We start from the raw sequence: 25,432 nt of genomic DNA, 5'->3' as shown, positions 1-25,432 counted from the left end.
TCCGCTTGGAGATCGTCTCGTCCGCTGGCTGCTCATTCCGTACCAGGTCAACGCGTGACGCTAGGCTTCACAGACGATCGGCGAAGCGGGAACCGGGAAGTCAGCCGCCGGGATCGTCGTGCGAGTCTTCGAGCATCTTCAGCACGTGGGTCAGGTGGTGTGCCGTGCCCCAGGCTCGCCATCCTGCCGCGTTCCCCGGGCCTCCGACCAAGTCGGCGCGTTGTGCGATCTCGGCATCGCCCCAGGAGTACGCGGCGCCTTCTGCCGGCCAGTGATCCGCCGCCACCAGCGAGGCGCAAAGGTCGTACATGCTCTTGTGGCCGTTGCCGTCGCGCGCCCATCGGTATATCCACCACACGTCTTCGTCGGTGTACCGAAGGTTCGGAGGCGGGGGCCATCCCTTGACGCCCATCTTCGGGTGGGCAATGCCGTAGTCCCCGAAGACGATGTCGGGGTCTTGGAGTCGTCTCCAGAGAGCCAGGTCGCGTCTAGGTATGGGGGTGGCAATGTTGTACGGAAGGTCACCGATCGACTCCGGCATCGCACCTGAAGCCACCGTGATGGATTCCCACGGATAGCGCCGCGCCCAGACCAGGCACTTTCGCGCCAGCGCTTCGACTCTGCCGATGTCACGTTCTGAGCGAACGTCGAAGAAGTCGAGAACGAGTGCCGACTTCTCGATCGTCGTCCCGGCCCGCCAGCAGAGCTTAGCCAGCGCCGCTTCGGCTTCATCCTCGTCAGGATCGGCGATGTCGCCGCCGAGCCGGATGACAGCCTGCCCATCATGCATCTCCGCAGCCTGTCGCGCCTCTGCCAGACGGCGCTCGGAGTCGTTCGGGTGGAGAACCGGCCTGATTGGGACGCACCAGTCGGCGAAATCGTCGGCAATTGCTTGCAGCGGCCCCCGCCTGCCTCCGTCCGGATCGGCCAGATAACGAGCGTCGACCGCCACGCTCATCCCCCGCGGTATTACGTTCCGGGCCTTCTCGGCGAAGCTGTGGGCATCCTTGATCGGATCCCCACTGGTTGGCGGTACCTCGAAGATCGGCATCACCCTCGCTGCCAGCACTTCCGGCAGATGGTCGATGGCTTTGAGCTCGCCTTCCCTGCCTTTGAGTATGGGCATGTAGACCACGGCGCACCCTTCGCTGGCCATCCACGCTTATCACTCAATAGTGCACGCTAAGTGATTCTGCGACAACATTGCGTGCTTCACTGCAGCGTGGGCGGTAGCCACCCCGAGCTCAGTAGCCCGATAACGGTGGCCTTCGCTGCACTGGACCGTCAGAGCAAAGGGTGATCATCTACCCGGCTGATGAATCAGGCCGCTGCCGCCGTGATCCAGGCGTGCCGCAGGCCCGACGCTGCCAACGTCGCTAGTCATAGACCTGACAGGCGACAGCGCTCGCTCGATCCCACGCTGGCCCAGACCTGGCCGGCTGGACCGGCTGAGTCCTCGCGCGTGCCAGTGGCGACGCGCAATAGGTCGGGTACTTCAGCGAGGCGTACCCGGAGGTTGCGTTCCCGGGCGGCGGAGTGCAGCCAGAACAGGATCGGCCAGGACCGGTCGAGGGTGGCGAAGAGTCTGGCGTAGCCGATGATTTTGGCGGTGAGAACGCCGAGCTGTTCGGTGCCAGTGTCGTACTCGAGGAAGAACGGCACCTGGCGGCCGCTCTCCGTCCAGAGCCCGTATCCGTCTGGGCGTACCGGTGGTTCGTAGGCGCGGAGTAGTGCCGGATCGTCGTCGGTGACGAAGGTGCCGGGCCGCTGACAGACTGCTTCGGGAAGCCACTGCTGGAGTTCGGCCTCGGGGTGGGTGCGGGCGTGGCCAGCGAGGTTGGTGAAGAACTGGTTGACGCCGAGCCGGTGGTCGAGAGTGCGAGTGGAGGTCCAGCGACGCCGTTCGAGGCGGGCGTGGTCGCGGCGCGGTGGGCGCTCGTCGCGGGCCGCGGCAACTACTTCGGCGCCGAGTTGGTCGATGAGCCAGTGGTATGGAAAGGAACCGCCGTCGGCGCGTTGAGGGCGGAAGCGGGCGATCAGCCGCAGCTGGTAGAGGGTCCGCATCCGGCGCTGGCAGAAGCCCAATGAGGGGAACAGGGCGTTGGCGACCTGGAAAGTGGTGAGGACGCCGTGGTCGTAGAGCCAGCCCAGGAGAATCCGGTCGCGGGCGGTGAGCTGGGACTGCACCCGCAAAACGGGATCATCCATGGCGTACCCCCGGGGAGACCCGAACGATTGCAGGGTCTGTCGGAGCACAGGTCCCCGGCGGCGACAGCCGCCCTGACCTGCACTGTGAGACGGGTCCGAGGGTCGGTTCGGGGGTCCGGTTGAAGACTGACGTCAACACTGACGGCAAGGCTGACATCCGCACTGACGGCCGAACCGTCGTCGGTGGTGAGTACGAGGACTGCAACAGAGATCTCCTCGATCTTCGAAAGGTGACGGGAGTGGTAGCGGCCGTCCAGAGCCTCTGCTCCGTCGGGTCGGCCTGGTGCTGGCGAGAGTCGGCGTGCACGGCATCGATGGCGGTCCTGCTGCAGACGCCATTGCGTTCGGTGACGGCCGCGGGTGAGGCCGGCGTCGGCCCTTACGCCTGGGGTGCGGGCGGAGGACGCGGCCTTCGGAGGCCCGGCGCGAGCTTTGTCCGGCCGGTCGCCTGTGTGCCGAACGTGCCGGCGACGTCATCCTCAAAACGGGGTTTGTCAGCTCCGGCGAACACTCTCCGGTCTAACAGTTTTCTGACAGGCCGCTGAGGATGTCTGACAGTGCAGGTCAGCGGCATCCCGACGGGATTTGGCGCGGAGCGTCAGCATGGTCGCTCACTGTCAGTCGGTTGTACACAACCGACTGACAGCGCATTTCGCAAGTCGCCGTACCGGTCTGTCAGAGACTCGGCCTCGGCTGTCGATCAAGGCGCTGAGCTGCACTGTCAGACTTTCGTCAGGCGCTGTCAGAAACCTGTTAGATCGGCAAGTGTTCGCCGGAGCTGACAAGAGCCGGTTTGAGAGTGCCAACGCATCCCGCCCGCGCCAGCGGCGACGAGGAATGCGCCCGGCGTCGGCCCGTCTCTTGCGACAGGAGCACTCTCACCTTGAACGCCACCCCGAACCCGAACCTCTCTACCGGCCACCACGACGGTGTGTGGACCGGAGAACGCATCCTCGCCCTGGGTGCTGTCACCGACCTCCCCACCGCCGCACGGATCTTCGGCCTCGGCCGGTCCCTGGCCTACGACCTCGCCCGCACCGACGAGTTCCCGGCACCGGTCATCCGCGCCGGCACCCGCTACCGCGTACCGATCGCCGGGATCCTCACCGCCCTCGGCATACCGCCCGGCGGCGACTTGACGCCGTCGGCGATGCGAAGCGTGGATCACCACGACGGAATCAGAACGCCCGCCGTCGACGACCACGTTGAGCAGGGAGAACCGTGACCAGCGAAGGATCCATCACCAAACGGTGCGGCTGCAAAGACACCACCACCGGAAGACGACTCAACAGCGGCTGCCCGAAACTGCGCCGCCCCGGCGGATCCTGGAGCACCACCCACGGAGTCTGGGGATACCAACTCGAACTCCCCGCCGCACCCGGCCGCGGACGGCGGCTACTACGCCGCAGCGGCTTCGACGACCGCGACACCACCCGCGCCGAACTCGACCACGCCCGGTCGCTGCTCGCCCTGGCCGGCGACGACACCGGCCTCGCCGTACAGATCGGCGACCTCCTGCAAGCCTGCAGGAACGGCATCCCGCTACCGGACCGGGACACCGTCGCCGACCGCGTCCGCGCCGGAGTCCCCGCCGCCGTCCCGACCACCACCGGCGAATACCTCCTCCAATGGCTGGCCGGACGGCGCGGGCTCTCACCCAAGACGATCCGCGGGTACGACGACCACATCCGCTCCTACCTGATCCCGTACCTCGGCGACATCCCACTGCAGAGCCTGCGGACCAGCCACATCCAAGTCATGTTCACCGCGCTCGACGCCCGCAACGAACAGATCCGCGCCGCACGAACCGACACCGATCCGGTCGTACGTCAACAGTTTCGTGGCGTCCGGCCGATGGGCGCATCCAGCATGGTCCGCCTGTACGCCACCCTGCGGGTAGCACTCAACGACGCCGTCCGCCGCGCCCGCCTCATTCCCACCAACCCGGCCCTCAGCATCGAACTCGAATCCGGCACCCGCCCGAAGGCGCGGGTCTGGACACCGAAAGCGATCGAACTGTGGAAGGCCACCGGTGACCGGCCCAGCCCGGTGATGGTGTGGCGGCCCGAACAGGCCGGACAGTTCCTCGACTACGCCCAACGCCACGACGCCGTGCTCTACCCACTGTTCGAACTGATCCTGCACCGCGGCCTACGCCGCGGCGAAGCCATCGGACTCCGCGACTACGACGTCGACCTCAACGAGGCCTACCTCAGCATCGTCCAACAGATCACCACCGTCGGCTACACCCCAGTCACCCGCAAAGTTAAAAGCGACGCCGGCGACCGGATCGTCCCCCTCGGCCCCACCACCGTCGCTGGACTCATCGCCTACCTCGACATGCGCAACCGCTGGCAGCAGGTCAGCGGCGACAACTGGCCGGACACAGGGCTGTTCTTCGTACGTCCCGACGGGCAATCCTGGCACCCACAAGCCATCAGCGACCGCTTCGACTACCTCGTCACCAAGAGCGGCCTACCGCCGGTCAGGTTGCACGACCTCCGACACTGCGCCGCCACCTACCTGCGCCACGGCGGCGCCGACATGAAAGAGATCCAAGAAGTCCTCGGCCACTCCACCATCGGCCTGACCTCCGACACCTACACCTCGGTCATCCTCGAACTACGACGCCCGAACGCCGACGCAGCCGCCAACCTAATTCCCCGCGAAGCCGCATAGCGGTAAGTCCGACAGGCCGGTCCACCGCAACAGGGTGGGCCGGCCTTCGTTCCATCGAAGGCCGGCACGACACCGGCCGAACGCCACGTGCCGGACCTCCCTCATCGGGAGGCCCGGCGGCGCTGCCATAGCGATGGCCACTGGGCCGACCACCGTGGTACCAGTCTGGTTGCGTAGCCACCTGACCAGGTGCACGAACGATCGCGTGACTCTTCGGAATGGTCAAGTGCTGTCTGACCAGGAACGGAGCTCCTTGGAAGCACCTTTGGAGCGCTGCCAATGATGTCGCGATACATCGTGTCGCTAAATCGCTTCCTGCTCTCGGTATCGACGCCATACCTCGGATGCGTGCATGATCGCCCGCGTCCACGGGTCGGTACTGCCGTCACCGGACGCGGCCCACATCCGTGCGTTCGCTACGGCGAAGGCCGTCACGCCCTCGACAGTCGCCATACGCCAGGCCGGCACCTGCTCCGCCCACCATTCGGCCTGCTTCGGCGTGTGTCCCGCCGCGATCAACCAGCTGACCCAGTAGGCGGCGTCCAGCCATGCTGCTCCACGAGTCGCCCAGCCCCAGTCGACGATGCGGGCCTCGTCGTCGCTCACGATGACATTGGCCGGGTTGAGGTCGGAGTGCAGGAGACTGCCGCCCTGGAAGTGGTGAAGCATGCCGGCGCTGGTGTACGAGGCGAGCCGCTGTTCTGCTCGCCGGAGAGACAGGTCCGGGCAGGGTAGTTCACCGATGCGCGCGATGAGCCGGGCGACGTGCCCGAGGTCCTTGGAGTCCGGCGAGTAGTCGGCATGATGTCCGTCGAGCGCGTCGAAGATCAGCACGTCCCAGGCGTCATCGGTGATCCGGGCGATCAGGCCGGAGCCCACCGTCTCGACGTGCGGGGCGATCTCGGCCTCGCGCTCTTGGGTCCATACCCAGCGGTGCTCGACCGGCAGGGCCTTGACGAAGTAGGAACCGGCGGACGTCTGGAGTATCGCGGCGACAGAGCTGTTCAATCCGTCGCTGATCGAGTCAGCGGCAATGACCGGACCGACGGCTTCGCCGATCCGGTAGCGAACCGATGGTGGAAGTTGCCAGTAGGCGATTCGTGTGGGCGACAAGGTCCGATCCTCAGCAGCGGGTCGTGCCCCGGACGCCACGTCCATGGTTCGCTGGCGAGCCGGGGCGCAACTACGGATGCGACGTCAGTTATACGGGTTGTCAAGCCACGGGTTTGATGGAGAGTTTGACGGAAACCCCGGCCTGCTCGCCAGACCTCGACAACAGCCTGCGAACTCACCGCTGCCGCGGCAGCGATCGACCAGCGTTCGGCCGTCAGCAACGACCCCTCGTAACCCAGCCGGGGCGCGCCGGGCCCGGTGAGGGTGCCCGCCTGGTCGTCGGTCACCGCGAATGCGAGGTCCGCGGTGATGTCCGCAACGACGTGCGGAGTGTGGCTGGCGGCCACCTTGGCTGCCGGATGGAACGCGTGGCCGACGACCGCGCACAGCACCTCGGTTGCCAGACGCGGATCGCCCCGACCGACACCAAAATACATGCCTGGCCGCTTACGGACAGAGTCAGCCATCGTCAGGACCGTGATGTTCGCCGCGCTGTAGCAATGCTCCCTCACCCGCCAACGCTATACCGGCGGGCGGCACTCGTTCATCGACCATCAGCGCCTCGGATGCCATGCCAAGGACCACCCAACGAAGGTCAACGCGCTAAGCGCGGAAGAGGACGTCGCCGCTATCTCCTCCATTCTCGCCATTCGTCGGCTCGCAGAAGGTCCTTGAGGTCCCCGTCATAAATATGGCAGCTACTAACGCCGCGCAAAACTTCCTCAACTTTGTCCCTCGTGGGGGATCCTGCATGAGTAACCACAAGGCAATTTACTCCGTGGCGTTTCGCTGCCACCTCTGCGAGCACGGAATTTACACATTCGTCGCCGAAGCCGTACCCCCCGATCATCCAACGCGAAGCTCCGCCGAGACGTTCTTGGAATGCCTCGTAGGCCAATTTGAAGGGTTGCTCGGTTACCCGCGAAGCCTTTCCTGACTGATTAGTCATGATGACAGCGGGCTTCCAGTCCGAGGATTGTAGAATATCATTCCAGTAATTTGGATTACTACGAATGTCCGAAAGTTCGAACTTCCAGACATCGCCACTCCGGGTATCCCGTAGCCAAGTAAGTGATCCATGGAGTGCAAGAAGCGTTAAAGGCCAGGACGGAAAGTCGCTAATGCTGCGACGAATTCTGTGACCGCGAATTTCCTTCCTTGGAGTAACCTCATGGAACATCTCGACTCGCCCGTCAGCCATGTCCGCAGCAAAGTGAAGATCGCCGGCGGTCCGCCGCTCCTCGTCGATAGCAAGTACCGCGCTGAGCAGCAGGGCATCGTAGTTCAACGTGCCGATGGTTAACTTCCCTGGAGCTGCGACCTCGACAAGACCCTCCACCAGAGCCTTCGGAATCGAAATATCGACGCCTTCGGATACTTCTTCAATGAGTTCTAAGATCCCCGTGCTTCCGAGGCGATAGAAGAGATCCGAGAATCGCTCGGCTCGCCGCAAGGATTCGAGAATCTTATCCCCATTGCCGGGCATGCTTGACCTTAGAGCGGACGCCATTTCATAGAGTCCACCTAAAACCCCACTCGCAGCCTCGAGTGGACCGAGCATCTCCTCAAAGGCGTTGTCAATACTTCTGGAATTGTTTAGCTTTTCGGCAAATTTCCGGAGCGCAGTGTCCGCGCCATCCAGGCCGAGATTCTTGAACTTCTCTTGCATTCCGATCGTCAGGGAGCTGCAGCTAAAGCGAGGCTCGCAGGCGATTGAGAGCCCGTTCCCGACAAGCGCCACGAGATCCATCGATGCATCCTTGCGTAGTCTATTAGCTGGCGTTCACGAGGAATCTACATCTTCTATCATGGCCCGACTCAAACTTCCGGAATGCGGTAGCACTAGGCGTAATTTGAGGTGCGCGGGCTCGTTTCTTGATAGGCTGTTAGATTCAGCTATACGGCCGACAAGCTGACTTGCAGGGGTATGCCTAGGCGACTCCGCCTTTTGCCGCAAAGGCGGCCAGGCTACGAGAAGGTTTGATGCGCTTGATTGCCGGCGGTTCTCGGGTACGGCCTGATCTAACGTACTCAACTCGGCATGAGAATCCGTTGGAATGCCGTCACTTCGCCGGAGAGGCTACGGCCACGGCGGACAAAGGCTGCAGCCAGGACACGAGCTCGCAGTGGCGGGTTGGAAACGTTGGGCTGGGTCTGTCCGATGGTCGCTGGCGACCTCTGGTCCGAAGCGCTCGTGGAGCTGCACGATTACGGGTTCGCTGTCCGCCCGAAGCACACAGCTTGCTCCGGCTGAAACGAGTGCTCTGGCCAGTGTCTCGCTGACCAGAGCACTCGGAGCTGAGCAGGTTGCTGCGGTTCGGTGCGGGCGCGTTACCGGTTGATGGCGGCAGCGAGGGATTCCTCGGCTTGGGTCAGGGCCGCCTTTAGGGCCGTGGTGTTGCGTCCTCCCGCGCTGGCGAGCGGGCCCGTGCCGCCAGCCCCGCCGCCGATCGTGGTGGCAGCCTCGGCGAGGATATGCCGGGCTTGGACTCCGTGGTCCAACAGGACGCGGTTGATCGCTGCCGCCAGGTGCGATTTGCCGTCGCTGACGGTGGCCAGGACGACGCCCGCAGCGGCTTCTTGTGGCAGGAGCTCTCTGACCGTTACAGCGAGCGTCCGGAGTTCGGCGGTGGTCACGTCGTTTACCGTTGCGGCCACGAGGGTTCCGTGGTCGAGTACGCGACGTTGCCCGGCCAGTTTGGTGGCAACGTTCTCCAGTTCTCGGCGTCGGTATTCGGCGAGGGTCTTCTCGGCGTCGGCGAGTGCGGCGAGCCGCTTGGTGAGGGTGGTGATCAGGTCGTCAGGTCGGCTTCCGAGCAGGTGGGTGACCTCGTCGAGGAGCCGGCGTTCGTGGTCGGCTCGTTGGAAGGCGTCGCGGCCGGTGAGGGCTTCGATGCGGCGCAGTCCGGCGCCGATGGAGGATTCGCCGAGGATGCGGACCGGGCCGGCTTGAGCGCCGTGGGCGACGTGGGTGCCGCCGCAGAGTTCGCGCGAGGCGTCGCCGATGTCGACGATGCGGACACGCTCGCCGTAGGTGTCGCCGAAAAAGGCGATGGCTCCGGCTTCTTCGGCCTCCGCACGGGTGGCATGCCACACCCGTACTGCAGGGTCGGCGAGTAGATAGTCGTTGATCATGGTGCCGATCGCCTGAAGTCGAGCCGGCTCGACAGGCGCGAAATGGGTGAAGTCGAACCGCAGCCGGTCCGGGGCGACGAGGGAGCCTTGCTGGCGGGCGTGGTCGCCGAGGTTGCGGCGCAGCATGGCGTGCAGGACGTGTGTGGCTGAGTGGGATCGGGCGATCGCGGCGCGCCGCTGGGCATCCACGACGGCGTGGGCCAGCTGGCCGGGCCGCGCCTGGCCAGCAGTCACCTGGCCGGTGAGGACGTGGAAGCCGTCGAGGCCATAGGTGGTGTCGGTGACTTCGATGGTGGTGCCGTCGCTCGTGGTCAGGGTTCCGATGTCGCCGATTTGCCCGCCGCGTTCGGCGTAGAACGGGCTCCGACCGATGACGATTTCGACCTGCTGGCCTTCACTCGCTTCGAGGACCGGTTCTCCGTCGGCGAGCAGTGCGAGGATTTCGGTGTCGGCGCTGGTGTCGGTGTAGCCCACAAAGTCGGTGCGGCCGTGCTGGGCGAGGATCTCGCGGTAGGTGTCCTGGCGGCGCATCGCGGCTGCGGTCTGGGCCTTGCCGCTCTTCTTAGCCCGGCGTCGCTGCTCGTCCAAAAGGGTGGCGTAGCGGTCCTCGTCGACGGTGAGACCAGCGGCCTGGGCTGCTTCGAGGGTGAGTTCGATGGGGAAGCCGTACGTATCGTGCAGTTCGAACGCGGTCTCTCCCATGATTTGGGTGCCGCCGCTGCTTCGAGTACGGGTGATCGCGGCATCGAGCAGGCGGGTTCCTTGGCGCAGGGTCACGCCGAAGGTTTCCTCCTCGCGGCTGACCACGGCGGTGATCAGTTCGCGTTGGGCGCGCAGGTCGGGCCAGTCGTCGCCGAGGTTGTCGATGACGCTGCCGACGACATCAGCCAGGGCGGGCTGGTCGATGCCGAGGGACCGCGCGTGGCGGATGGCGCGGCGCATCAGACGGCGCAGCACATAGCCGCGGCCCTCATTGGCGGGAAGCACTCCATCGGCGATCAGGAAGGCGGTGGAGCGGGCGTGTTCGGTGACGATCTGGAAGGAGACTGATTCGTCGCTGCCGTTGCGGCCGGGGAAACGTCGTCCGGCAAGGCGTTCGACGGCGGCCAGGGTGGGCGCGAGGAGGTCGGTCTCGCAGACGGTGTCGACGTCTTGCAGGATCGCGGCGATTCGGTCGAGGCCGAGGCCGGTGTCGATGCTCTTGTTGGGCAGTTCGCCGAGGATCGGGAAGTCGCCCTTGCCACCGCCGGCGCCTTCACCTCGGAGGTTCTGCATGAAGACGAGGTTCCAGATCTCCAGGTACCGCTCGCCATTTGTTTCGGGGCCGCCGGCGGGACCGAAGGCGGGGCCCCGGTCGTAGCAGATTTCCGAGCAGGGTCCGCAGGGGCCGGGTACGCCCATTGACCAGAAGTTGTCGTCCATGCCGAGGCGCTGGATCCGTTCGGCGGGGACGCCGACCTGACGCCAGAGTTCAATGGCTTCGTCGTCGTCCTGGTAGACGGTAATCCACAGCTTCTCGGGGTCGAGGCGGTAGTGCTCGGTGAGCAGTTCCCAGGCGTACCGGATCGCGTCGGCTTTGAAGTAGTCGCCGAAGGAGAAATTGCCGAGCATCTCGAAGAACGTGGCGTGCCGGGTGGTCCGGCCGACGTTGTCGATGTCAGAGGTTCGGGCGCATTTCTGCACGCTGGTGGCCCGCGAATACGGCGGCGGTACCTCGCCGAGAAAGTACGGCTTGAACTGGTTCATGCCCGCATTGGCCAGCAACAACGTCGGGTCGGCGGGGACGAGCGAGCCGGACGGCACGCGGGTATGGCCCCTGCTGGTGAAGTAGTCGAAGAAGATCTTGCGAATGTCGGCGGAACGCACGGCAGAGCCTCACAGGTGATGAGGTGGCGAACGCACCTGGCGCCCCACACCACCGCAGATCACGCGCAGACGCGCGGAAGGGCGGTGTGGGGTCCTCGCCGGTGTCCGTCCAGGCAGGTTCGCGCAGGAAAACAGCGGTGGGAAAGCTGGTGTCTGGTCACGCCGAGCCGGGCCGAGGGGGTCAGGCGAGGACGCGGTCCTCGTTCCCCAGCTCAGCGCGGCTAGCTCGCCGCCCCACCATGCCCATGCCCGTTTCCTGCTTCCGTCCTGCGGTTGACTACGCTGCGACTCACGGGCAACTGCCGGAGCGCACGGTCATGCTTATCGCGCTGGAATCGTAGCCTACCGTGACCGGCCGCTCGGCCAAGACCAGGCTGACAATGTCGGCGGGCTGGGAGAGCAGCCCGTCCGTGCCCGCGTCGGCCAGCGCGGCGGCGTCTCGGTAGCCCCAGACCGCACCGTAGACGGGCACACCTGCGGCTTTCCCGGCTTGGATGTCGGAAGCGGTGTCACCGATGAAGCACGCATGCCCCGGTGGGATGTGCAGGCGGTCGAGGGCGAGCCAGAGTGGGTCAGGTGCGGGTTTGGGGGTGGCGTCCTCGAAACACACGATGGTGTCGACCAGATCGTGGACCTCGCCCAGTGGGAGCAGGTTGACGCGGCGGCGGCGTTGCAAGGTGACGATGGCTTGTCTTCGTCCCGCCATCCGGATGCGCCACATAGCGGCCGTCATGCCGGGCACCAGCCGCGACTTGCGTGCGTGCGCGGCGTACGCGGTGTCGAAATGGGCGTCGAATACCCGAGAGGCATCGGCGACGCCCAGTTCGGTGAGCGCCTGCACCGGGGGCAGGTATGCCAAGCGGCGAACCTGCTCAGGTGGCGGCAGGATTCCGAGCGCGATGCCGGCAACCTCGCGGAGCGCTTCGACGACGGCGGTTTGGCTATCCACGATCACACCGTCAAGGTCGTACAGCACGGCATGGATCATGGCTGCCCCTGCCGCGCCCGGACCGTCCGGTTCTCGTCGATGACACCCGCTACAGCGATGCCCTGGCCGTCGAGCAGGGCTTTGGCGTTGCCAGGTCGGATCAGGATGGCGACCGCCGCGACTGGATCGGCTCCGGCGTGCCGCAGCGCGGTCGCGGCGATGGTGATCTGTCGTCCGGAGCGGATCACGTCGTCAATCATTGCCACTCGGGCTCCCGGCGGCGGCTGGCCCTCGACTTGCAGCCGGGCGCCGTAGGACTTGGCCGCTTTACGAACGAGCGCGGCCGGCAATCCCGTGGCCGCCGACACAGCCAGCGCGAACGGCACGCCTCCCAGCTCTAGCCCGGCGATCACGTCGATGTCCGGTGGCAGCAGTCCCGCGAGGGCTTCGCCGGTCTGGGCCAGGAGTGCGGGGTCCGCGGCGACGCGATATTCGTCGAAGTAGAAGTCGAGGACTCTGCCGGTGGGCAGCCAGTAGGGGCCGTTCATCGTGCCGACGGCGAGGACCCGCTCGGCCAGCGCCGTGGTCGCGGGCGTCACTGGTCGCTCCGATGCGCATCGCCGGCGGCGGTGACATACGGGATCAGGTCGGTTGCCCGGTCGATCTGGTGCAGGAACTGCAGCGGACGGGTCGGTGACTCGTACACCCATCGCTCGGCCCGCAGGAAGCTGATCAACCGACTCGCAGTCGAGCCGGCGATCACGACGGGTAGCGGGCGGATGTTGCTCGCGTACCAGAGCGCTGCGGTCAGCTCATGCAGGGTTCCGACGCCGCCGCCCATGGCGACGACGACGTCCGCCGTGTCGAGGAATGCGTGCATGCGCTCGCCCATGGTGGGCAGCAGGATCGTGTCGGTGACGTGCGGGTTGAAGCCGCCCCACGGCATGTTCTGCATGCTGACCGCTACTACTGAGGCGCCGTGCTCGGCCGCGCCTTTCGCGGCGTGTTCCATCAGCCCGTTGTAGCCGCCGTGCCGCAGCGTGTAGCCGTACTCGGCGAGGAGGACGCCGATGTCGTGGGCGAGGTGTTCTTCGTGTGGTGAGGCCGGAACGCAGCCGCCGAAGAACACCGCTATCGATCCGGCGGTGTTCACATCTGCTCCAAGTAGTGCCAGTAGGCGGTGATCGCCGGGCGTAGTGCAGTGACAGCGTCCAGGGCGGCACGGTTGGCCAGTTCCAGGGCGATGGTCAGCGCGGCCGTCAGGTCGTAGGAGTCGGGAATTGGCTGGCCAGAGATCAGCCGGTCGAGGTCGGCCAGGCATTGCCGGCCGATCGGCGTGGTGCCGATCTCCTCGGCGAGTTGGTACCAGCCGTAGAAGGCCGAGCCGGGCGCCAGTGCCGTCTTGATGAGGTTCTTCGCCGCGGTGTGCAGGGCGAACATCTCCGCGTACGCGACGTACCGCTGGCCCCGCGCGATCCGCTTGTCGATCATGTGGCCCAGGACCAGGATCTCCACAAGTAGTTCCTGGGTGGTGTAGGGCCGGTCAAGGGTGCTGTTGATGAGCCAGTCGACCTGGCTGTTGCGCTCGCGGCGCTCGCCGTCGGCTTGGTAGACCGGCATCGCCTTGGTTCGGGCGAGCACGATGTCCAGCCGCGAGACCGGCACCGCATATAGGTCGATCTGGTGCAGGGCGCCTTCGTGCGGGACGAGAAAGACGTAGCCGAGCCCGCCCATCCGGGCGACGATCGTGTCCCGCCAGCCCGGCAGCAGAGCGCCGAGTTCGGCGCTCATCAGGGTGTCGATGACCCGCAGGAACGGGCCGAAACTGGGGTCGTGGACCGCGACGATGAAGTCGAGGTCGGAGAGCCGGTCGGCGGTGCCGGCCGCGAGGGAGCCGCGCACGTGCAGCGAGTGCACGGCGTTGCTGCGGCCGATCACGTCGATCGCTTTCTGCAGCAGTCCGAACTGGCGCGGCAGATTGACCGCGGCGACGTCATCGAGCAGACGGGTACTCACAACGGAACCTCCTGGAGAACGAACGAGGGGATTTGCGGGACGGTGGTCAGGCGCGGCCGAGCATCACGTTCTTCTTTGCCTTCCACCGCTGGGCGTCGTCGTCGCGGTGCAGGGTGTCGTACATGCCGCTGATCAGGTCGTACGCCAGGCCTTCCGGCATTGCTTGCTGGTAGAACAGCTCCAGCAGCGTCGTCTCGGCGGCGTGGTCATAGCCCAGCTCCGCGAGACCGGTCGCGGTGGCGACCGCCTCATCGATCTGCGCCTGTTCCGGTTCGGGAAGGGGTTCGGCGTCACCCGGCTCCGGTGCCTCGGCGTGGTTGAGCGATGTGAAGGTGTCGTCGGCGTAGCAGTCGATGATCAGGTGAATCCGAGATGGTCCGAAGCGGTTGCAGACGCCGTGCGGGCTGGTGGGCGTCAGCCGCCATACCCGGCCCACGCTCATGTGCACCTTCGTGCCGCCCAGCACTAGGTAGGCCGACGAGTTGGTCACCAGCGGCACGTGCAGCCGGTGCCGCTCGGCCGTGGTCAGCTCGCCGTAGTCGCGGTGCTCCCATAGGAACGCGCCGGCGTCCAGGCGGGCCAGCCGTGCCCACATGACCCGTACGCCCAGCTCGGCGATCAGCTCCTGCACGGCAGGCATCCGCTCGAGCAGGGCCGTGGGCTGAGGTTGCGGACAGTCCCGGATCGTGACGTCGCGGGGGTCGCCGGAGTCGTTGAGCAGCGACAGCGTGTGCCAGCCGCCGTTCTGGTAGTCGCCGTACTCCACGACCCAGTCCTGCGGAATGGTCAACGCCTCGTGGCGTAGCCGCTCCATCAAGCCGGGATCCAGCCGCCGCAGAGCGGCGACGTCAGCCGGCAGTGTCGTCGGGTTTACGGAGGTGGTGGTCATCAAGGGACTTCCTTCCAGAGAGCCGGAACAGGATCGGGAAAGGACGCTTGGTGTCTCGGCGCAACCAGCGACGCCGCAGTACGGAAGGAGAGGGGTTGACCGAGCTGGCGTGACCGTCCACACGGGAAGAGCCCGCCACGCCCGCGTCAGTCCCGTCAGGCGGCGCGAACTCCGCGACGGTTGCCTTGATCATCGTTTTCACTCGGCTGCGCGGCACCGGCGTTCACCGCTGCCTCGCCGGCGGAAGCAAGGGCACACCGACCCGGACCGCGCCCACCAACTCAGGCCGACTCGCCCCCGGCTGACGTACCGGCAATCGCAGACTTCGCGCGAAGATCGCCACCGCGCCTTCTCGCTGCCCACATGGCCCCAGCGAACCGCACTCCAGGCAACGGCCCGTCGCGCTCGACGTCACATGCCGGTCCAACATCTGCTGCGCCTGGGCCAGCGGCTCCGTCGCCGATTTCGCGTAGTACGCGGTCGCCCCCGCCATCGCTCTCCCTTCCGTCCTGACGCGATCTCCAGCCAAGTCGGCACTCCACCGGCATCAACCGGTGAGGTATTCGGCTACTGATCGTGTGTGGAAGTTAGCGAGGGGTGCGTGCCACACTGGTACCAAGTGGTTCCGGCAGTTTCGACGCGCAGGGGCCGAAACGCCCCAGGAGCAGGCATGAGATCTCCGCGTATCGCGACGGAACCAATCGGCGAACGTCTCCGAATGCTGCGCCTCCAGCGCAACTGGTCCATCCGCCATGCTGCATCCCGCGCGGGCATCAGCCACGTGCAATGGGGTCGCCTCGAACGCGGCGAACGCAGCGCCGACAACCGATTCATGCTTGCCGCTCTGGCCAAGGCGCTCAACGTGCCCCTCGCCGAACTCACCGGCACCGGCGTCATCGGCCCTGAGCACGGCGAAACAGAGACAAAGAGCGCCATCTACCACATCATGCAGGCGGCCATCGAAGCCGATCTCGAGGATCCGCCCGCCATCACCGAGACGCCATTGGAGCCGTTGATTCAGCGTCTCGACCTCGTCATGGACCTGCGCCTCAAGTGCGACTACAGCGGAGCCGCGAAGCTCATCCCGCCACTGCTTCGCGATCTGCACGCTGCGGCATTCGGCATCGAGCGCGAGCGGGCTCTCGAAGCGCTGGTCCTTGCCCAGGACACCGCCTCATTCGTCATCAGATACCTCGGCGACTCCGCCTCCGCAGTGCTGATTGCCGACCGCGGCCGCCAGGCCGCGACGTACCTCCAAAACCCCGTCATGCTGGGGTTGTCCGCATGGTCACAGGCCCACGCGGCGAGTGGATGCGGGCTGTACGCCCGGGCGCTCCGGATCGCCGAACGAGCCACAACAGAGTTGGAACCCCACGTCGACAAGCCTCACGGCAAAGAGATGCTCGGCCAGCTCTACATGATGACCGGATTCTCCAAATTGGCGCTCGGCGACACCAACGCGGCAGACGCCGCCATCGGAGAAGCCGAGCGCATCGCGCAACTCACCGGCCAATCCCCAGCACTCGGACTGAACTTCGGGCCCACAGCTATCGACGTATGGCGCGTCAGCATGAACGCCGACGCCGGCGATCCACGAGCCGCCGTCCAGATCGCCCGAGACATCGACCCCACCGGCATCGCAGCAATCTCACGCTCGCGACAGGCCGCGTTCTACATCGACACCGCCCGCGCACTCAGCAACATCAACAAGGACACGGAAGCCCTGCGCATGCTCCTCAACGCCGAACGCCTCGCGCCACAACGCGTGCGGCTGTCTCCGCTGGTCACCGAAACAGTGCGGCACCTACTGGAGAAGTCCCGACGGGGAACGGGATGGACCGAGCTACGAGCCCTATGCGAGCGCGTCGGAGTCAGCCCGTGAGCAGCCGCGTCACCGTCGTCTACGCCAACGAGCAGCCACCCGAGGCCTGGGATGCGTCGCTGTTCATCGCAGGACCGATGCCGCGAACAACGGACGTCCCGTCGTGGCGCCCCGACGCGCTCAAGGCGGTTGAGGGCGCCTGGACGGGGCCCGGCGAGCTTGTCGTATTCGTGCCGGAACCGCGTGATGGCAAGCCGCTGAAGTACGACCATCACGCCTGGGAAGATCGCTGGCTTGCCATCGTCGACGTCATCCTGTTCTGGGTGCCCAGAGACATGCAGCACCTGCCAGGTCTGACCACGAACGTGGAGTTCGGCCGGTGGGAAGCCAGCGGCCGAATCGTCCTCGGCGCTCCGCCCAACGCCATGCACGTCGGATACCTCCGAGAATGCGCCGTCCGCAACGGCGCCCCAGTCACCGCCACCCTCGACGACGCCGCAACAGCAGCGATGGCAATGATCGGGAACGGCTCGCGCCGAAGCTCCGTCGAGCGCCAGATTCCGCTTCCGGTGTGGAGTCACCCCGAGTTCCAGACTTGGCTCACGACACGACGCCGGGTCGGCCATGTGCTGACAAGCGCCCGGGTGCTCTGGCTCCAACAGAACGAGGACCGTACGCCCGCCCGCTGGGTACTGAACGCGCAGTTCAGAGGCGTTGCCGACGAGACACCCACCAACGAGTTCATCGCCTTTGGCGACCTAACAAGGTAGAGAGGTGACCAAGGAGCGCCACGTGCCGGACTCCCCTGACGAGGAGCCCGGCAGCGCTGCCACGGCGTGGGTCCACGTGTGGTCCGTTCGCCACGGTGCCGGCAGGGTCAGATCAGCACTCCGGCCGGTGCACGAACCATTGCGCGACTCGCCGCATAGATCAAGTCATGTCGATGCTATGGCGTAAGGCATTCATCACGCGCTCTGTGACAACGGCGCTGTTTCAACAGCGGATCACCGCTGGATCACCGCCTCCGGGAAGGGTCGACCCGGCAATCGAATGCGGCGAAAACAAAGACTCGCGATCAGATGCGGCTTACCGCGCCAGTGTTGACCAGCCCGTCGGCCCCACTCGGGCTCACTCGGCCAGCATCAATGCAGGCCACACGCCTTTGCCTGGCCGCCGTGTAACCCGTCGCCCGAGCGGCGCAATCCCCCCTCTGTCCAGCCCTGACGACAGACTGTTGACACGACCGTGGTCGCGCCCGGACGCAAAGGCACTGGTCGGCACCAGGACGGACAGGCCGATCCAGAACAACCGATCACCACAGGATCACCACATCCCACATACCGGGATTTCGGCAGGCCTGGAATGGGAAACAAAAATGCCGCAACCCGCGTTTCCGCAGGTCACGGCATTTTCAAGAAGTGCGCCCGAAGGGACTCGAACCCCTAACCTTCTGATCCGTAGTCAGATGCTCTATCCATTGAGCTACGGGCGCTTACCTCGCTTGCCCGGAGGTTTTTACGCTTCCGGACCTGCGAGTAACGACTTTAGCATGGTGCCGTCCGGCGTCCGCGTGGGGTCAGGGGCGGTTGGGTGACCGGGTCCACCAGGTGATGTTTCGCCAGAGCCACTCCAGGGGGCCGTAGCGGTGCCGGCTGAGCCACCACCAGCTGGCCCAGGCCTGGAGCGCGAGGATCAGCGTCGCCAAAGCGAGCATTCGACCGTAGTGTGCTGAATTGTGTAGTCCGAGGGCCGCGCCTCCCGCAATGGCCAGGAAGAGTCGCGCTTACGTAGTTGGTCAATGCCATCCGGCCCATCGGCGCCAGGATTCGGTCGATGGCCGGGCCGACGCGGGTGGTGAGGGCGTAGAGCAGCGCGACGCTGTATGTCAGCGCGGGCTCATGGTCACCGTCTGATGTGGAACTCCTGCCGGGGTGGTCCGGGTCCGCACACGCTGCGCCGGTCCCCGTGCGGCCTGCCCGACAAATCAGCGCCCGACGGGCCCGCCCAGCTCGCCACCTCGTCGATGCCGCGGTCGGACAGCGGCGGGCCCACCGAGGTGGTGTCACGACGTCGTGCCTGAGCTGAGCACCGCATGAAAAAGGCCGCGAGCTGCACTTTCGCAGATCACGGCCGGTTCATGAACACGAGCGGAGACTCCGGGATTCGAACCCGGGAGGGGCTATAAAACCCCAACCGCATTAGCAGTGCGGCGCCATAGACCAGACTAGGCGAAGTCTCCTCCAGCAGCTGCAAGGCCACCGATCGTCGAGGATACCGGACCGGATGGCTCACGTTCAAACTGGTACACCCCTCGCGCGCCGCGCCCGCCAACAGGTGAAATTCAAACTTTGGGGCTAGGCTCGCTCGGCATGGAGGAGAACCCGCCGACGCCGCGTCGGCCGCGCGCGCCGCGGCCCTCGTTCAGCACTCCTGAGCAGCCGGAATCCACCGAGACCCCGGCCCGGTCCGCGCCGGCTGTCACCTTCCGCCCACCAACGGAAGATCAAGCAACCCCTTCCGGTACGCCCGGAGCACCCGCCGCGCCCCCACCCGCCAGCACTCCGCGCCCTCGCAAGCGTGCCTCAGGCCGGGCTCCAGCCCCGAGCGAAGCGGGCGCCACGGCTGAGGAGACGCCGGTCGAGAAGGCCACGGCAGCGGCTGATCCAGTGGAACGAACCCCGGCTCCCACTTCCGAGGCCTCGCCGGCCGCCTCCCAGAACGAGCCGGAAAACAGCGTGACGAATCCCACTCCCCGCAAGGATCAACCCGCGAAGAAAGCCACCCGGGCCAGGAACAGGCCCGCAAAGCCCGTGCCGACGCCCGCCGAAGCCGCGCCGTCGGTGACCACAACCGCGACGGCCGGGCCAACTGTGCCCGCGAAAGCCGGCCCCACCGAGGGCAGCCCGGCAAAGGCTGCGCCTGCCGAGGGCGAGCCGGCGACGGCTGGGCCTACGGAAGCCCGCCTCGCAGGGACCAGCCCCACGGGGAAGGGGGCCGGGCCGCTGAAGAAGGCTGCGTCGGCCAGGCGCGCTTCCAGGCAAGGTCGCGCAGGTGCCGTGGGCGTTTCCTCGGCGAGCGTGGAAGCGGGATCCGCTCCGGCTCAGGCCACGCAGCCGACATCGGCCACCGCACCCTCGGCGAAGCCGGCGACCGCGACTCAGCCAGCCGCGGCGACAGACCCGGTCACATCACCGGCGGCAGTCACACCGGCACCAACCGCGGCGGTCGAGCAGGAAAAGGCCGCGGCGGTCGAGCAGGGAAAGGCCGCCAAGCCGTCGACTGCGGCACCGGCTACCGCCGCATCACCCGCCTCGGCACCGGACGTTGCGGCCACGCAGCCAGCAGCGGACCCAGTCGCCCCGCAGGCAGGCAAACCAGCCATGCAGCAGGCGGACGACCCGGCAACGCAGGCTGCGGAACGCCCGGACGCCCAGCAGGCGGAGGACGTGGTTGCGGCGGCTCAGGCTGTTGCGGCTACGGAAGCGATCTCGGCTGCTCGGTCCGGGGCCTCGCCAGCGGGCGGCGTTACGCAGGCTGGGAACTCGCCGACTGAGGTCGAGGGGTCCTGGGCTCGGTTGCTTGCCGATCCTGGGCATTCACCGGAGCTGCTGGCCCTGGCCGCGGTGCAGACGCTCGGGCCTCGGGCCTCGGTGTGGGCTCAGCAGGTTCGGGAGGCCTATCCGGCCGCCACCTCAGATGCGGTTGCACGGCTGGCGGTTCGGCAGTTCACGCGGTTCGGCAGTGTCAGTGGGGTCTTTGCCGCGGTGGCCGGGTCGTATGCGCCGGTCGCGTTGGTCGGGGCTTCCGCTCTCACGCACGCCGAGCTTTCACTCCATGTTGCCGCCGCTTACGGGCTGGATCCGGCCGATGAGGCCCGGGCGGTCGATCTTCTGGTGCTGAGCCGGGTGCATCCGAGCCGGGAGGATGCCGTCGCCGCACTGACTGCCGCGAAGGAGTTCTCGTACGAGAGCACCGGGTTGACCGATGCGGCTTGGCGGCTCGGGCGGATGATCACGTCGCAGGCCGGGGTGTGGGCCGCGCTGCGGGTGGTGAACCGGTTCTTCCCGGGCACGAGTCTGCTGGCCGCCACGTTGAGCAGCCGGGCCGCGGCTCGGACCAGTGCCGCACGGGCGACTCTTTACTATCGCGTCAGAGCCAGTTGAGCCAGCTGTCCGGCAGCAGGGTGTAACCGACGAACGCGCAGATGTCGAGCAGGGCGTGCGCGACGATCAGCGGCATCACCCGGCCCTTGCGGAGGAAGAAGAGGGCGAACACCACGCCCATCACGGCGTTGCCCACGAAGGCTCCGAAGCCCTGGTACAGGTGGTAGGAGCCGCGGAGGACGGCGCTCGCCGCGACGATCCACCAGAGGCGCCAGCCGAGGGTTCGCAGACGGGTCATGAGGTAGCCGACCACGATCACTTCCTCGAGGATCGCGTTCTGCACCGCCGACAGGATGAGCACCGGCACCGCCCACCAGACCGGGTTCAGCGCGGCGGGCACGATCTGGGCGTTGAGGCCGAGCGTGGCCGCCACGTACACCAGCAGCAGGCCGGGAAGGCCGATGGCCGCGGCCAGCAGGGTGCCCCAGCCCGCGTCGGGGGCCGGCCGGCGCAAGTCGATGCCGAGCGCGGGGCGTTCCCGGTTGAGCAGATAGAGCGCCAGCATGACGGGCACAAGGGCGAAGAAGATCCCGAGCAGCTGGTACGTGAGATCGAGGTACGGCCGGGCGGACTGTGACGCGTTCAGTGTGGCGGTCTGTTGTGACAGTGGTTTGCCGGCGGTCAGCTTCGCGATGAGCGACACGACCGCGTACACGGCGGAGCTGCCGAGCGAGAGCAGGAGCACGATCGCGATCTCCCAGCGCAGCTGGCTTCGCGTCGCCGGGGGCCGTTCCAGGGTCGCCGTCACGCGACAACTGTAGAAGGACCAGCGGGTCATGCAACGTCGCACTTTACGTGCGATGCGTATCCTTTCCCTCTCTCCACGCTGGGGGCATGGGAGACCTGGCACGCTTGCTCAAGGAGAGTTGGAGCCTCGTCGAGGAGCACCAGGACAAGGTCGCCGGCTATTTCTACGCGCGCGTCTTCCTGTCGTACCCCGATCTGCGGGACCTTTTTCCGGTTCATATGGATGTGCAGCGGTCGCGGCTGCTGGGGGCGATCATCACCGCGGTGCAGACGCTGGAGGATCCGGAGCGGTTCGACAGCTATCTGCGGGCACTGGGCCGCGACCATCGCAAGTTCCACGTGGAACCGCAGCATTACGAGGTGGTCGGCGGGGCGCTGATCGAGGCGATGCGGCAGTTCGCCGGCGAGCAGTGGGGTGTCGAGTACGACCAGGCGTGGGCCGACGCGTACGCGGTCATCGCCGCGAAGATGATGGCCGGTGCGGAAGCCGACACCAATCCCCCCTATTGGTACGCGGAAGTCGTGTCCCATGAGCGCCGAGGGCACGACATAGCGGTGTTCACCGTCATCCCGATGCAGCCGCTCGAATACCGGGCCGGGCAGTATCTCAGTGTCGAGTGCCCGAAATTCCAGCCGCGGTTGTGGCGGACGTACTCGCCGGCGAACGCACCGCGCCGCGACCATTCGCTGGAGTTCCACGTGCGGGCGATCGGGGCCGGCTGGGTGTCCAGTGCGCTGGTCCGCCGGCTGGAGGTCGGGGACATGATCCGGCTGGCGGCGCCGATGGGGGTGATGAACCTGGATCGCCGTTCGACCCGGGACGCGGTCTTCGTGGCCGGCGGCACCGGATTGGCCCCGATCAAGTCGCTGCTGGAGGAATTGACGCGCTACAACCGTACGAGATGGGTGCATGTGTTCTTCGGCGCCAGGAACCGCGACGACCTGTACGACCTGGCCGACCTGAATCGCCTGGCGGCCCGTTATCCGTGGTTGTCGGTGGTGACCGCGTGCAGTGACGATCCGACGTTCTCCGGGGAGCAGGGCAACATCTCGGACGTCGTCGCGCGGTACGGCCCGTGGAACGAGCACGATTTTTTCGTTTCGGGTTCGGGCACCATGGTGAAAGCGACGTTGAAGACGCTGGCGGAGCTGCAGGTGCCGTCGATCCGCATCAAGTACGACAGCTTCTCCGGCACCTAATAGCGCCAGGGCCGGCCGGTCTGCCCGTATTCCTCGATCGGTACGAGCGTGGCGTCGGCCGCCATCCGGTCGACATACAGGCGCCCGTCGAGGTGGTCGATCTCGTGGCTGACCAGCCGGGCCATCGCCAGCTCGAACGACGTGATCATGCGGGTGCCGTCGTAGCGGGCGTGTTCCACGTCGACCCGTAATGGCCGGACGACCAGCCCGCGGTAGTCGAAGAACGAGAGGCACCCTTCGTACTGTTCGTCGGTCTCGCTGGATTCGTCGACGATCCGCGGGTTCAGCAGCACGATGGGATCGGCGCCGCGTTCGGGCGGGCGGACCATCGCGGCGGCCACGCCGAGGCCGATCTGGGGTGCGGCCAGACCCACGCCTTTGCTGAAGTCGTGCAGAGCCTCCAGCCGGTCCAGGGTGTCGCGCAGAACGGAGACCGCGTCGCGGGCCTCGTTCTCCTCGCGGGGCAACTGGAAATGACGCGCGCGCTGGCGCAGCAGATCCGCGCCGCGCTGCACGATGCCGATTCCGCGCATCCGCTGACTCGCTCTCAGCTCGTGTCCGTTGAGCTCGGTTCTGGCTCCCTCATCTCCGTTGGCGGGGGCACCCTGTCCGCGGAACCGCCATTCGAGGCGGTAGCGGGCGTTGAGCAGGGGCGCGTCGGTCGACCATTCGAAGACCGCGCGCTGGTCGTCGTTGTGCCTTTCCAGCGGGGTACGGACCGGGACCTCGGCCGCGAGCGACGTCTCGACGCCCCACACCTGCGGCTCGAATTCGACCGGGAAGTCGAGGCGCACGGTGAGGTTGCGGGTGGGCAGGCGCACGGCCCGCTGGAACCACTGGCCCCATTTCTCCTCGCCGACCGTGTACGCGTAGTCGATCGTGGTCCGCTCGCCCGGGTACAGCGGGAACTGGCCGTGGTCGTTCGCGAACAGCAGCCAGACTTCCTTGGAGGCGTCGCGGTCGAGTTTGAGCCGCCACTGCATGGGCTCGGCGGCGTCGCCCTCACCGGCGACCGCGCGCAGGTCCATCTCCTCGAAACTGAGCGGGTAGCGCCGGTGGTGGCGGTTGGAGCCGGCCGGGTCGTGCGGGAACCGGTCCACGGCGATCTTGACGAGGTAGCGGGTGACCGGTTCGACGCCGGCGTTGTAGAGGGCGCGCCGGATCCGGCACCGGTAGGCCCCGCGCGTGTACGTGAGTTCGGCGATCTCCTGCTCGACGATGAGCCCGGTGCCGGGTGGCATCCACTGGACCGGTACCGGCGGGTCACGGTGCAGGACGGGACCACGGGCGTGGCGCAGTTCGTCGTACTCCTGGAAGCGTTGCCAGATGACGCCGCCGGCGGCCAGGACCGCTTCCGCACGCCGGGCGAAGTCCTCGGTGGGCTTGTGCCGGCGTCCCTCGACATGGCTGACGTAGGAAGGGTCGAAGCCCATGCGGGCGGCGAGTTGCTTCTTCGTCATCCCGCGCTCGGCCCGCCACTGCGCAAGCGCCGTCACGAACTGGTCGGCGGCCCTCTCGACGGGCGAGGTGGTCATCACGGATGTCCCCTTTGCGACAGGAACCTCAGTGTCACGTCTTCCCGGGGCCGCATGGGGCTTGTAGCGCGTTGCCGACAGATCCCTTGACGTAGCGAACAAGACCACAACGTTCTGTTAGGTCACCCTTGCATGGGGTATTTGTTCAAGAAATACCTCTCTGGGGCCGGGAAACCCTCAGTTGTGGGGCATGGTTAGGCTAGCCTTAGCAGTGCACGGTGGGTCACCATGAACAACTAGCGGCCCCAGGCATCGACCGGCGAGGTGGGAATCGGTGAAGAAGCAGCGAGACTGCGCTTGCCGGACTGGCGTGCGCCGGTGACCACCACCCTCGATCGGGCACTGACCGATCACTCAGCGTATGCCGAGCATCCCCTCGCGCCGGTGAACGCGACGCTGCGCGCGATGTTCGGCACCTCGACCGAGCTCCCCGGCCTCGCCCCGGATCTTCTGGTGACGGATACCACAGGGTGGACGCCGACCGCCGCGCTGGCCGGGGACGCCCTCGACACGCTGCTCGCATCCTCCGGCCGGCGCTGGCAGGCCCAGCCGCACGCGGCCGCCGCCATGGCGTGGAAGGCCTACACCTACTGGCTGACGCTGCCGGCGGTGCTGGGCTGGGCCTCGGCCCGCCGGGTCCCGCTGCTGACCGGCACCGACACGCTGATGCACTTCGACGACCCCCGCCCGCTGGTCACCCTGGGCATGCGCGACGACATCACGGTCGCGGTACTCCCGGAGGACCCGCTGGCGCTGCGCGGCCTGAAGCAGGTCCGGGTCGTCACCGACGAGGCCGCGCTGCTCGAGGAGCTGCGCCGTTCCCTGCTCGACGAGCACCTCACCCCGATGCTGGACGCCATCCACAGCCGGGTCCGGCTCGGCAAGCGCACCCTGCTCGGCTCGCTGGCCTCCGGCGTCGCCTACGCGGTGATCCGCTCGGCCGACGTCCTGCCCGGCTCGTCCGCCGAGAGCATCGCCACCCTGCTGACCGCGCTCGGCGTCGACGACCTGATCGAGCTCGTGCCGGGCCGCAACGGCAAGCTCGACGTACAGCGCAAGACCTGCTGCCTCGCGTTCACGCTGCCCAAGCCCAAGGTCTGCATGGGCTGCTGCATCAAGCAGGGCTAGAGC

Annotated in this window: 19 protein-coding genes, 2 tRNA genes and 1 pseudogene; 7 read left to right on the top strand and 15 right to left on the bottom strand. The window is 66.5% G+C overall.

Translation table 11 applies throughout. From position 1 onward, the window contains the following. Positions 1–100: 100 nt before the first annotated feature. Positions 101–1,126 (bottom strand): beta family protein, encoded by a 1,026-nt coding sequence (locus ACIA6A_RS29270; RefSeq protein ID WP_396101167.1) that lies wholly within the window; start codon positions 1,124–1,126, stop codon positions 101–103. 254 nt (positions 1,127–1,380) lie between these two features. Continuing rightward, the gene (locus ACIA6A_RS29265) at positions 1,381–2,208 is read right to left on the bottom strand and encodes a replication-relaxation family protein (protein WP_396101108.1); all 828 of its coding nucleotides are present in this window, start codon (positions 2,206–2,208) and stop codon (positions 1,381–1,383) included. A 931-nt stretch (positions 2,209–3,139) separates the two neighbouring features. On the opposite strand from ACIA6A_RS29265, the gene ACIA6A_RS29260 reads away from it, so the two are divergent. Then, the gene (locus ACIA6A_RS29260; protein ID WP_396101107.1) at positions 3,140–3,433 is read left to right on the top strand and encodes a DNA-binding protein; all 294 of its coding nucleotides are present in this window, start codon (positions 3,140–3,142) and stop codon (positions 3,431–3,433) included. Beyond that, positions 3,430–4,887 carry a tyrosine-type recombinase/integrase gene (locus ACIA6A_RS29255; protein ID WP_396101106.1) on the top strand — a complete coding sequence of 486 codons (1,458 nt, stop codon included), beginning with the start codon at positions 3,430–3,432 and terminating at the stop codon, positions 4,885–4,887. Before ACIA6A_RS29260 ends, ACIA6A_RS29255 begins: the two co-directional genes overlap by 4 nt. Before the next feature lie 303 nt (positions 4,888–5,190). On the opposite strand, the gene ACIA6A_RS29250 is transcribed toward ACIA6A_RS29255, so the two are convergent. From ACIA6A_RS29250 to ACIA6A_RS29215, 8 genes are all read right to left on the bottom strand, one after another. Further along, entirely contained in the window at positions 5,191–6,000 is an 810-nt protein-coding gene (locus tag ACIA6A_RS29250) for a phosphotransferase family protein (RefSeq protein ID WP_396101105.1), read from the bottom strand. Between the two features lie 628 nt (positions 6,001–6,628). Continuing rightward, the gene (locus ACIA6A_RS29245) at positions 6,629–7,750 is read right to left on the bottom strand and encodes a hypothetical protein (protein WP_396101103.1); all 1,122 of its coding nucleotides are present in this window, start codon (positions 7,748–7,750) and stop codon (positions 6,629–6,631) included. 581 nt (positions 7,751–8,331) lie between these two features. Continuing rightward, on the bottom strand, positions 8,332–11,001 hold the full coding sequence (gene alaS / locus ACIA6A_RS29240) for an alanine--tRNA ligase (protein ID WP_396101102.1): 2,670 nt from the start codon (positions 10,999–11,001) through the stop codon (positions 8,332–8,334). A 289-nt stretch (positions 11,002–11,290) separates the two neighbouring features. Continuing rightward, a complete protein-coding gene (locus ACIA6A_RS29235) occupies positions 11,291–11,989 on the bottom strand; it encodes an HAD family hydrolase (RefSeq protein WP_396101101.1) in 699 nt (232 codons plus the stop codon). Further along, positions 11,986–12,528, bottom strand: a complete 543-nt coding sequence (locus ACIA6A_RS29230) for an orotate phosphoribosyltransferase (protein ID WP_396101100.1) — start codon at positions 12,526–12,528, stop codon at positions 11,986–11,988. Before ACIA6A_RS29230 ends, ACIA6A_RS29235 begins: the two co-directional genes overlap by 4 nt. After that, a complete protein-coding gene (locus tag ACIA6A_RS29225) occupies positions 12,525–13,082 on the bottom strand; it encodes an LOG family protein (RefSeq protein ID WP_396101099.1) in 558 nt (185 codons plus the stop codon). The genes ACIA6A_RS29230 and ACIA6A_RS29225 overlap by 4 nt, the downstream gene beginning before the upstream one ends. Next, entirely contained in the window at positions 13,079–13,945 is an 867-nt protein-coding gene (locus ACIA6A_RS29220; protein WP_396101098.1) for a hypothetical protein, read from the bottom strand. Before ACIA6A_RS29220 ends, ACIA6A_RS29225 begins: the two co-directional genes overlap by 4 nt. A 46-nt stretch (positions 13,946–13,991) precedes the next feature. Further along, the gene (locus ACIA6A_RS29215; RefSeq protein ID WP_396101097.1) at positions 13,992–14,834 is read right to left on the bottom strand and encodes an aspartyl/asparaginyl beta-hydroxylase domain-containing protein; all 843 of its coding nucleotides are present in this window, start codon (positions 14,832–14,834) and stop codon (positions 13,992–13,994) included. A gap of 670 nt (positions 14,835–15,504) precedes the next feature. On the opposite strand from ACIA6A_RS29215, the gene ACIA6A_RS29210 reads away from it, so the two are divergent. Next, complete coding sequence (locus tag ACIA6A_RS29210; RefSeq protein WP_396101096.1) at positions 15,505–16,716, top strand: helix-turn-helix domain-containing protein; 1,212 nt, start codon at positions 15,505–15,507, stop codon at positions 16,714–16,716. Next, a complete protein-coding gene (locus ACIA6A_RS29205) occupies positions 16,713–17,426 on the top strand; it encodes a hypothetical protein (RefSeq protein ID WP_396101095.1) in 714 nt (237 codons plus the stop codon). Before ACIA6A_RS29210 ends, ACIA6A_RS29205 begins: the two co-directional genes overlap by 4 nt. A 649-nt stretch (positions 17,427–18,075) precedes the next feature. Here the strand turns inward: ACIA6A_RS29205 and ACIA6A_RS29200 are convergent. From ACIA6A_RS29200 to ACIA6A_RS29190, 3 genes and pseudogenes are all read right to left on the bottom strand, one after another. Next, positions 18,076–18,148: transfer RNA gene (locus ACIA6A_RS29200), tRNA-Arg, on the bottom strand. Positions 18,149–18,232: 84 nt separating this feature from the next. Further along, positions 18,233–18,722 (bottom strand): annotated as a pseudogene (locus ACIA6A_RS29195) (DUF418 domain-containing protein). 82 nt (positions 18,723–18,804) lie between these two features. Beyond that, positions 18,805–18,895 (bottom strand) — tRNA-Ser (locus ACIA6A_RS29190). Positions 18,896–20,036: 1,141 nt separating this feature from the next. On the opposite strand from ACIA6A_RS29190, the gene ACIA6A_RS29185 reads away from it, so the two are divergent. Continuing rightward, a complete protein-coding gene (locus tag ACIA6A_RS29185; protein WP_396101094.1) occupies positions 20,037–20,819 on the top strand; it encodes a hypothetical protein in 783 nt (260 codons plus the stop codon). Here ACIA6A_RS29185 and ACIA6A_RS29180 read toward each other — a convergent pair. Beyond that, positions 20,806–21,567 carry a CPBP family intramembrane glutamic endopeptidase gene (locus tag ACIA6A_RS29180; protein ID WP_396101093.1) on the bottom strand — a complete coding sequence of 254 codons (762 nt, stop codon included), beginning with the start codon at positions 21,565–21,567 and terminating at the stop codon, positions 20,806–20,808. The genes ACIA6A_RS29185 and ACIA6A_RS29180 overlap by 14 nt on opposite strands. Positions 21,568–21,653: 86 nt before the next feature. Between ACIA6A_RS29180 and ACIA6A_RS29175 the strand changes: the two genes are divergently transcribed. Next, the gene (locus ACIA6A_RS29175) at positions 21,654–22,766 is read left to right on the top strand and encodes a globin domain-containing protein (protein WP_396101092.1); all 1,113 of its coding nucleotides are present in this window, start codon (positions 21,654–21,656) and stop codon (positions 22,764–22,766) included. On the opposite strand, the gene ACIA6A_RS29170 is transcribed toward ACIA6A_RS29175, so the two are convergent. After that, on the bottom strand, positions 22,763–24,301 hold the full coding sequence (locus ACIA6A_RS29170) for a peptide deformylase (RefSeq protein ID WP_396101090.1): 1,539 nt from the start codon (positions 24,299–24,301) through the stop codon (positions 22,763–22,765). The two genes, ACIA6A_RS29175 and ACIA6A_RS29170, sit on opposite strands and share 4 nt — an antisense overlap. Before the next feature lie 405 nt (positions 24,302–24,706). Between ACIA6A_RS29170 and ACIA6A_RS29165 the strand changes: the two genes are divergently transcribed. After that, positions 24,707–25,429 (top strand): IucA/IucC family C-terminal-domain containing protein, encoded by a 723-nt coding sequence (locus ACIA6A_RS29165; protein ID WP_396101166.1) that lies wholly within the window; start codon positions 24,707–24,709, stop codon positions 25,427–25,429. Positions 25,430–25,432 lie beyond the last annotated feature (3 nt).

Origin of the sequence: Actinoplanes sp. NPDC051494 (assembly GCF_044454705.1) — a bacterium.
In the GTDB taxonomy this organism is placed as follows: Bacteria; Actinomycetota; Actinomycetes; order Mycobacteriales; family Micromonosporaceae; genus Actinoplanes.
Note: the sequence above shows the minus strand (reverse complement) of the source record. Positions and strands in the feature narration are given on the sequence as shown.

Bases quoted from the DNA above. Each gene is read 5' to 3' on its own strand.
- ACIA6A_RS29270 (WP_396101167.1), bottom strand. From the start codon at position 1,126: ATGCCCATACTCAAAGGCAGGGAAGGCGAGCTCAAAGCCATCGACCAT.
- ACIA6A_RS29265 (WP_396101108.1), bottom strand. From the start codon at position 2,208: ATGGATGATCCCGTTTTGCGGGTGCAGTCCCAGCTCACCGCCCGCGAC.
- ACIA6A_RS29245 (WP_396101103.1), bottom strand. From the start codon at position 7,750: ATGGATCTCGTGGCGCTTGTCGGGAACGGGCTCTCAATCGCCTGCGAG.
- ACIA6A_RS29235 (WP_396101101.1), bottom strand. From the start codon at position 11,989: ATGATCCATGCCGTGCTGTACGACCTTGACGGTGTGATCGTGGATAGC.
- ACIA6A_RS29215 (WP_396101097.1), bottom strand. From the start codon at position 14,834: ATGACCACCACCTCCGTAAACCCGACGACACTGCCGGCTGACGTCGCC.
- ACIA6A_RS29210 (WP_396101096.1), top strand. From the start codon at position 15,505: ATGAGATCTCCGCGTATCGCGACGGAACCAATCGGCGAACGTCTCCGA.
- ACIA6A_RS29185 (WP_396101094.1), top strand. From the start codon at position 20,037: ATGCAGCAGGCGGACGACCCGGCAACGCAGGCTGCGGAACGCCCGGAC.
- ACIA6A_RS29175 (WP_396101092.1), top strand. From the start codon at position 21,654: ATGGGAGACCTGGCACGCTTGCTCAAGGAGAGTTGGAGCCTCGTCGAG.
- ACIA6A_RS29170 (WP_396101090.1), bottom strand. From the start codon at position 24,301: ATGACCACCTCGCCCGTCGAGAGGGCCGCCGACCAGTTCGTGACGGCG.
- ACIA6A_RS29165 (WP_396101166.1), top strand. From the start codon at position 24,707: ATGTTCGGCACCTCGACCGAGCTCCCCGGCCTCGCCCCGGATCTTCTG.